The organism is Actinosynnema sp. NPDC059797 (assembly GCF_042732085.1).
Taxonomy (GTDB): Bacteria; Actinomycetota; Actinomycetes; order Mycobacteriales; family Pseudonocardiaceae; genus Actinosynnema.
Map to the genome: position 1 here is coordinate 1 of NZ_JBHWIE010000350.1, position 7,236 is coordinate 7,236.

Genomic DNA, 7,236 nt, shown 5'->3' on the forward strand with positions numbered 1-7,236 from the left:
GTCACTGGGAGCGGGCCGCGCTGCCAATCTTAGCCGGAGTTGGCGGGCCGTGCCCAGTCGGCCCACCGGTCCGGCCCACATCTCCCCCCACCCGAACCACGGTGCGTGCGCGTCATTCAAGCGAACGAGTGAATCTGGAGGGTAACGGGTAAGTCACGACGACTTGTCGGCCGATGCACAGGACTGGGAACCCCCGTCGCTACGCAGCGGGGTCGTCCGCTCGCGCGGCGAGGCGCCGCGCCAACTCCGATCGGAGTGCCGATGGCTCAACCACAGGGCTGGATCGACTGCCACGACCCGTTCGGGCGGGACCGGTCGATGACCGTGATCGTCGAGGACGACCGGGTGCTCCTGGTCTCCCCGCCCGGTGAATCAGCTGTGATGTCCGTCACCCAGACCCGTCGACTGCACCGCCTGCTCGACCAGGCCGCGGACAGGATGTGAGCGTTTTGGACGAAGCCCTGCGGGCCGCGGTGCTGCGCCGGTTGGCGCTGCTCGACGAGGCCGCCGAGCGCGGTGAGGCCGATTCGCTGGTGCCGCTCGCGCGCGCCGAGATCCACCGCCTGGCCGACGGCTGGCGGCTGCTGCTGACCGTGCACCAGCCGGGTCCGGACAGCCGCTGCCGCGCGTGCCCCGGCGTGCTGCGGAACAAGAGGTGGCCGTGCCAGGTGTGGACGATGGCGCACCAGCACCTCATCGGCGAGGGCTCCACGCACCGCGAGCGCCGTCGCGCGCGGCGGTCGGCGCACCGGGCGGCGCACCGCACCGAGGACCTGCCCGGGGAGCTGCCGGGGGACCTGCCCGGGGAGCTGCCCGAAGACCTCCTGGGAGACCTCCCGGGAGATCCGGACGACCTGTCGGGGGACCTGGTCGCCGGGCTGCCGGGCGGCCTGCCGAACGGCCTGCTGCGCGGTCCGTCGAGTGCCCTGCTGGGTGACCCGGAGGCCACCGCGGAACTACCGGTGGTGGTGTCGAAACCACGACATGCCCTCCCCGAGTGATCCCGCTAAGGCAGGATGACGCCCGGTAGGAGCAATCCGGGAGGGACGCGTGCACGACGGCAGTGGCCGCATCGTGGTGCAGGGCTTGACCAAGCAGTTCGGTCCGGTCGCGGCGGTGCAGAATCTGAGCTTCACGGTGGAACCCGGTTCCGTGACCGGCTTCCTCGGACCCAACGGCGCGGGCAAGACCACGACCCTGCGCATGCTGCTCGGCCTGGTGACCCCGACCGCGGGCACCGCCCTGATCAACGGCAGCCCGTTCGACCGGCTCGGCAACCCCGGCCGGGTGGTCGGCGCGGTGCTGGAGGCGCAGGGCTTCCACCCCAAGCGCACCGCGCGCAACCACCTGCGGGTCTACGCCGCCGCGATCGGCGTGCCGGACGCGCGGGCCGACCAGGTGCTCCAGCTCGTGGGCCTGGGCGCGGCGGGCGACCGCAAGGCGGGCGGGTTCTCGCTCGGCATGAAGCAGCGGTTGGCGCTGGCCACCGCGCTGCTGGGCGACCCGCAGATCCTCGTGCTCGACGAGCCGGCCAACGGCCTGGACCCCGAGGGCATCGCCTGGCTGCGGTCGTTCCTCCAGTCGTTCGCGCGCAGCGGGCGGACGGTGCTGATCTCCAGCCACCTGCTGGCCGAGGTCGAGCAGACCGTGGACCAGGTGGTCATCATCAGCCGCGGCCAGACCATGTTCTACGGGCCGCTGGACCACCTGCGCGAACGGCAGCAGGCGCGGGTGCTGGTGCAGCCCTCGGACGCGGGCGCGCTGGTCACGGCGTTGCGCGAGGAGGGCGTCGCGGGCATCGAGCAGCTGCCGGACGGGCGGATCGCGGTCACCGGGGTCGAGGCCAGGCAGGTCGCGGACACGGCGCTGAAGGCGGGCGTGTCGATCTACGGGATCGAGGAGGAGAAGGCCGACCTGGAGCGGCTGTTCTTCCAGCTCACCAGCGGTCAGTACGCGGCGCCGGGGCAGTTCCCCGGGCAGGTGCCGGGGCAGCCCCAGTTGCCGGGGCAGTTCCCGGGGCAGCAGCCGGGCTCCGGGTACTACGCGCCGCCGCCCGGGTACCAGCAGCCGGGGTACCAGCCCGGTTACCAGCAGGGCGGCTACCAGCAGCCCGATTACCAGCAGCAGGGCGGCTACCAGCAGCAGCCCGGGTACCCGCAGCAGGGCGGCTACCAGCAGCAGGCCGGGTACCAGCAGCAGCCCGACCAGCAGCCGAACCCGTACGCGCCGCCGGGCACCGGGTACCACCAACCGCAGCAACAGCCGGACAACCCCCACGGGCAGCAGCAGGGTGGTGCGTGATGGGCAACCTGATCAAGGCGGAGTTCCGCAAGACCACCACCACCGGCCTGTGGTGGGGCCTGATGATCCCGACCGTGCTGCTCGCGCTGGGCTGGGCGCTCGGCACGGGCGCCATCGGCAAGAGCATCATGGACGTGGTCGGCAGCTCCGAGGCCGAGGAGCTGACCCGGCTGCTCGGGGTCGACCCGTCGCAGTGGCAGGTGTCGGTGTTCGGCATCGCGCGCAGCATCAACGTGGCCACCATCTTCCCGATGATCTTCGGCGGCCTGGCGATCTCGAACGAGATCAACCGCAAGACGATCACCACCACGTTCCTGACCGCGCCGAACCGGGTCGCCGCGCTGACCGCGAAGATGGTCGTCTACATCGCGTGGGGCGCGATCTACGGCCTGGCGATCGTGGCCTCGGTGAGCATCGGCATCGCGCTGACCTCGGACTCCGGCGCGCTGCCGAGCGCGGGCGGCTGGCTGGCGCTGGCCGGCGTCGGCGTCCTGGCGTCGATCCTGATGACGATGTTCGGCGTCGGCGTCGGCGCGCTGATGACCAGCACCGCGGCGACCACCGTGGTGCTGCTGCTCTACATGCTGATCATCGAGAACGGCCTCCAGCTGGTGCTGGCTGCGCAGGAGCTGCCGGACGTCATCGGCTTCCTGCCCAACGGCGCGGTGAACGGCATGACCGGCTCGGTGGCGTCGTCGCTGTTCCTGGCGAACGCCGGCGTGGTGCCGGACGAGCTGGTGGACGTCATGCGGGCCGTCGCGGGCGCGCTCGGCGCGTTCGACTGGTGGTTGAGCGGGTTGATCTTCCTGGTGTGGTCGGCGCTGTTCTTCCTCGCGGGGTGGGCGGCTACGCAGCGCAAGGACATCACGTGATCCTCACCTGATCAGGTGATCTTGAAAGGACCAAGGGCCACCCCGGATTTCCGGGGTGGCCCTCGGCACTTCCCGGCGGTCGGAAAGTGTCGGCCCCCGGACCTAATGTGGAGGTCGTGAACACCTCCGACGGCTGGATCAAGCGCCTCGCCAGGGCCTGCTGGCGGCACCGCTCCCTCGTGGTGCTGTCCGTGCTGGCCGCCGTCGTGGGCGTGGGGTTGCAGGCCGCCGGGCCGCTGCTGGTCAAGGCCGCCGTGGACGACGCCGTGGCCGGCCGCACGGACCGCCTGGCCTGGCTCGCGGTCGTCCTGGTCGGGCTGGAGCTGCTGACCTTCGGCTCCGCGTTCGTGCGCCGCTACCTCGGCGGGCGGCTGGCCGTCGACGTGCAGCACGACCTGCGCCAGGCCGTGTTCGGCGCGGTGCAGCGGCTGGACGGGCCGAAGCAGGACGCGCTGCGCACCGGCCAGGTGGTGTCCCGCTCGATCACCGACCTCCAGCTGGTCAACAGCCTGCTGTCGATGACGCCGCTGGCGTTCGGCACGGTCGTGTTCGCCGTGGCCGCGCTGGTCGCGATGTTCTGGCTGTCGCCGCTGCTCACCCTGATCGCGCTGGTGATCGTGCCCGCCGTCGGCGTGGTCGCGGCCCGCAGCAGGCTGACGCTGTTCCCGGCGACGTGGTCGGCCCAGCAGCGGGCGGCGGACGTGGCGCAGCACGTCGAGGAGACCGTCACCGGCGTGCGCGTGGTGAAGGGCTTCGGGCAGGAGGCGCGCGAGGTCGCCCGGCTGGAGCGGCGGGCCAGGGTGCTGTTCGCCGAGCGGATGCGGGCGGCCCGGCTGACCGCGAAGCCGGCGGCCACCCTCGCCGCGCTGCCCTACCTGGGCCAGGTGGCGGTGCTGGCGCTGGGCGGCTGGCTCGCGCTGCGCGGGCAGGTGTCGCTGGGGACGTTCGTGGCGTTCGCGACCTACGTGGCGAACCTGGTCGGCCCGACCAGGCTGCTGTCGAGCCTGATGGTGACCGCCCAGCTCGCGCGGGCGGGCGTGGAGCGGGTGTACGAGCTGATCGACTCGCAGCCGGACGTGGTGGACGGCGCGCGCGACGTGCCGCCCGGCCCGGTGTCGGTGGAGCTGCGGGACGCGTCGTTCGGGTACACGCGCAGCGAGCCCGTGCTGTCCGGGGTGTCGCTGCGGGTCGAGCCGGGCGAGACGCTGGCGGTCGTCGGCACGGCCGGGTCCGGGAAGTCGACGATCTCGTTGCTGCTGCCCCGCTTCTACGACGTGCAGTCCGGCGCGGTGTCGGTGGGCGGGGTGGACGTGCGGGAGCTGCGCCTGGAATCGCTGCGCCGGACCGTCGGCGTGGTGTTCGAGGAGGCGTTCCTGTTCTCCGACACGGTGCGCGCGAACATCGCCTACGGCCGGCCGGACGCCTCGGACGAGCAGGTGCGGGCGGCGGCCCGGGCGGCCGAGGCGCACTCGTTCATCGAGGCCCTGCCGAACGGGTACGACACGGTGGTCGGCGAGCGCGGGCTGACCCTGTCCGGCGGCCAGCGGCAGCGGGTGGCCCTGGCGCGGGCGCTGCTGTCGGACCCGCGCGTGCTGGTGCTGGACGACGCGACCTCGGCGGTGGACAACGCGACCGAGGCCGCCATCCACCGCACGCTGGCCGCGGTCACGGCGGAGCGGACCACGATCCTGATCGCGCACCGGCGGTCCTCGCTGGCGCTGGCCGACCGGGTCGCGGTGCTGGACGCGGGCCGCGTGGTCGACGTGGGGACGCACGAGGAGTTGCACGGGCGCTGCCGGCTGTACCGGGAGCTGCTGGCCGGGCCGGGTGAGGCGATCGAGCACGTGGACCCGCGGGCCGACGCCCGGTTGGAGCCCGGGCCGGAGGGGTTCACGCCCGAGTTGTGGCCCGGGGCGGGTGAGGACGACGAATTCGTGGTTCGCGCCGCGAACCGGTCCGTGTCCGCCGCGCCCCGCGGGCGGGGTGGCGGGGGCACGTCGGCGCTGCTCGGCGGCACCCCGCCCACGCCGGAGCTGGTGGCGCGGGTGCGCGCCCTGCCGGAGGCCGTCGACGAGCCCGACTTGAAGGGCGAGGACCCGACCGCGCCCGACCCCGGGTTCCGGCTGCGCACGCTGCTGCGCCCGGTCCGGTGGGCGATGCTCGGCGTCGGCGGGTTGTTGCTGGTCGACACGCTGCTCGCGGTGGCCCTGCCCGGGTTGGTCCGGCTGGGGATCGACCGGGGCGTGGTGGGCGGCGCCGCCGGGTGGATCACCGCGGTGGCCGTCGCCGGGTTCGCGCTGGTGGCGATGGGGTGGGTGGCCACGGCGGTGGGCGCCGTGGTGACGTCCCGGGTCGGCGAGCGGCTGCTGTACCTGCTGCGCGTGCGCAGCTACGCCCACCTCCAGCGGCTCGGCCTGGACTACTACGAGCGCGAGATGGCCGGGCGGATCATGACCCGGATGACCACGGACGTGGACGCGCTGTCGAGCTTCCTCCAGACGGGGCTGACCACGTTCGCGATCAGCGTGCTGACCGTGGTCGGCATCGCCGCGGCGCTGGTCGTGACCGATCCGGGGTTGTCGCTGGTCGCGCTGGCCGTGCTGCCGGTGCTGCTCATCGCGACGGTGATCTTCCAGCGCCTGTCCTCGGCGGCCTACGCGGAGGCGCGGGAGCGGGTCAGCGCGGTCAACGCCGACCTCCAGGAGAACGTGTCGGGGTTGCGCGTGGCCCAGGCGTACACGCGGGAGGGGCGGTCGGCGCGGGCGTTCGCGGAGCGCAGCGACGCCTACCGGCGGTCGCGCATCCGGGCCCAGCGGTACATCGCGACCTACTTCCCGTTCCTGTCGCTGCTGTCGGGGGTGGCGCAGGCGGCGATCCTGGTGGTCGGGGCCTACCGGGTGGCGGAGGGGACGTTGTCGCCCGGGGTGCTGCTGGCGTTCGTGCTGTACCTGGGGTTGTTCTTCGCGCCGCTGTACCAGCTCTCCGGGGTGTTCGACGGGTACCAGCAGGCCCGGGTCGGGTTGAGCCGGATCGGGGACCTGCTGCGCACGCCCACGTCCGTGCCCGAGGCCGCCGAGCCGGTGCCGGTGGTGGAGTTGCGGGGCGAGGTGGAGTTCCGGGACGTGTCGTTCGCCTACCAGGGGGCCGAGCGCGCGGCGTTGGACGGGGTGTCGTTGCGGGTCCGGGCCGGGGAGACGGTGGCGCTGGTGGGCGCCACCGGGGCCGGGAAGTCGACGTTGGTGAAGCTGGTCGCGCGGTTCTACGACGTGACCGGCGGGCAGGTGCTGATCGACGGGGTCGACGTGCGCGACTACGACCTGTCGGCGTTGCGGCAGCGGTTGGGGGTCGTGCCGCAGGAGGCGCACCTGTTCGGCGGGGACGTCGCGGAGAACGTCGCCTACGCCCGGCCGGAGTCCACGCGGGCGGAGGTCGAGGCGGCGGTGCGGGCGGTGGGGGCGCTGCCGGTGATCGCGTCGTTGCCGGCGGCTTTCCGGCAGCAGGTCGGCGAGCGCGGGCAGGGGTTGTCGGCCGGGCAGCGGCAGTTGGTGGCGTTGGCGCGGGCCGAGTTGGTGCGGCCGGCGCTGCTGTTGCTGGACGAGGCCACGGCGGCGTTGGACCCGACCACCGAGTCGGCGGTGCTGGAGGCGGCGGACCGGGTGGCCCGGGGTGGGGCTCGGACCACGTTCGTGGTGGCGCACCGGTTGGCCACGGCGGCTCGGGCCGATCGGATCGTGGTGTTGGCGGACGGGCGTGTGGTGGAGGTCGGGACGCACGCGGAGTTGGTGGCGGCCGGGGGGCATTACGCGCGGTTGTGGGCGCATGGGGTGGGGGCGCACGGGGCGGGGGAGGTTGCGCCTGAAGGGCTGGCCGGGGTTCAGGCTGGGTGAGGTTCAGGCTGGAGGTTCACGGGCTTCAAAGATTAAAAGCGGCGCTCGCCGCTGGGCAGGCCTCCGGGGGAGGAAAAGCTGCTTGCTGCTCGTGGTCTCCCCGTATGGCCTGCCTGAGGCAACCACACTCGTCAAGGGGTCCGAAGGGCGTGGACCCCTTGACAAGCGCGGTTGGG

5 protein-coding genes are annotated in these 7,236 nt (G+C 73.0%); all 5 read left to right on the forward strand.

Annotation, left to right across the window (positions count from 1 at the left end):
- Positions 1-261: 261 nt before the first annotated feature.
- The 5 genes from ACFV4N_RS36730 (at position 262) to ACFV4N_RS36750 (ending at position 7,060) form a co-directional block, all read left to right on the forward strand.
- Positions 262-444 (forward strand): hypothetical protein, encoded by a 183-nt coding sequence (locus tag ACFV4N_RS36730; protein WP_499677277.1) that lies wholly within the window; start codon positions 262-264, stop codon positions 442-444.
- Positions 441-1,001: a hypothetical protein gene (locus ACFV4N_RS36735; protein ID WP_499677278.1), complete on the forward strand. Its 561-nt coding sequence runs from the start codon at positions 441-443 to the stop codon at positions 999-1,001. The genes ACFV4N_RS36730 and ACFV4N_RS36735 overlap by 4 nt, the downstream gene beginning before the upstream one ends.
- 49 nt (positions 1,002-1,050) lie before the next feature.
- A complete protein-coding gene (locus tag ACFV4N_RS36740; RefSeq protein ID WP_499677279.1) occupies positions 1,051-2,301 on the forward strand; it encodes an ABC transporter ATP-binding protein in 1,251 nt (416 codons plus the stop codon).
- Positions 2,301-3,173 carry an ABC-2 transporter permease gene (locus ACFV4N_RS36745; RefSeq protein WP_499677280.1) on the forward strand — a complete coding sequence of 291 codons (873 nt, stop codon included), beginning with the start codon at positions 2,301-2,303 and terminating at the stop codon, positions 3,171-3,173. The genes ACFV4N_RS36740 and ACFV4N_RS36745 overlap by 1 nt, the downstream gene beginning before the upstream one ends.
- Positions 3,174-3,289: 116 nt before the next feature.
- Positions 3,290-7,060 (forward strand): ABC transporter ATP-binding protein, encoded by a 3,771-nt coding sequence (locus ACFV4N_RS36750; RefSeq protein ID WP_499677281.1) that lies wholly within the window; start codon positions 3,290-3,292, stop codon positions 7,058-7,060.
- The last annotated feature ends 176 nt before the right edge of the window (positions 7,061-7,236 follow it).

Excerpts from the sequence above, each read along its gene's own strand:
- ACFV4N_RS36730 (WP_499677277.1), top strand. The coding sequence starts at position 262 with ATGGCTCAACCACAGGGCTGGATCGACTGCCACGACCCGTTCGGGCGG.
- ACFV4N_RS36745 (WP_499677280.1), top strand. The coding sequence starts at position 2,301 with ATGGGCAACCTGATCAAGGCGGAGTTCCGCAAGACCACCACCACCGGC.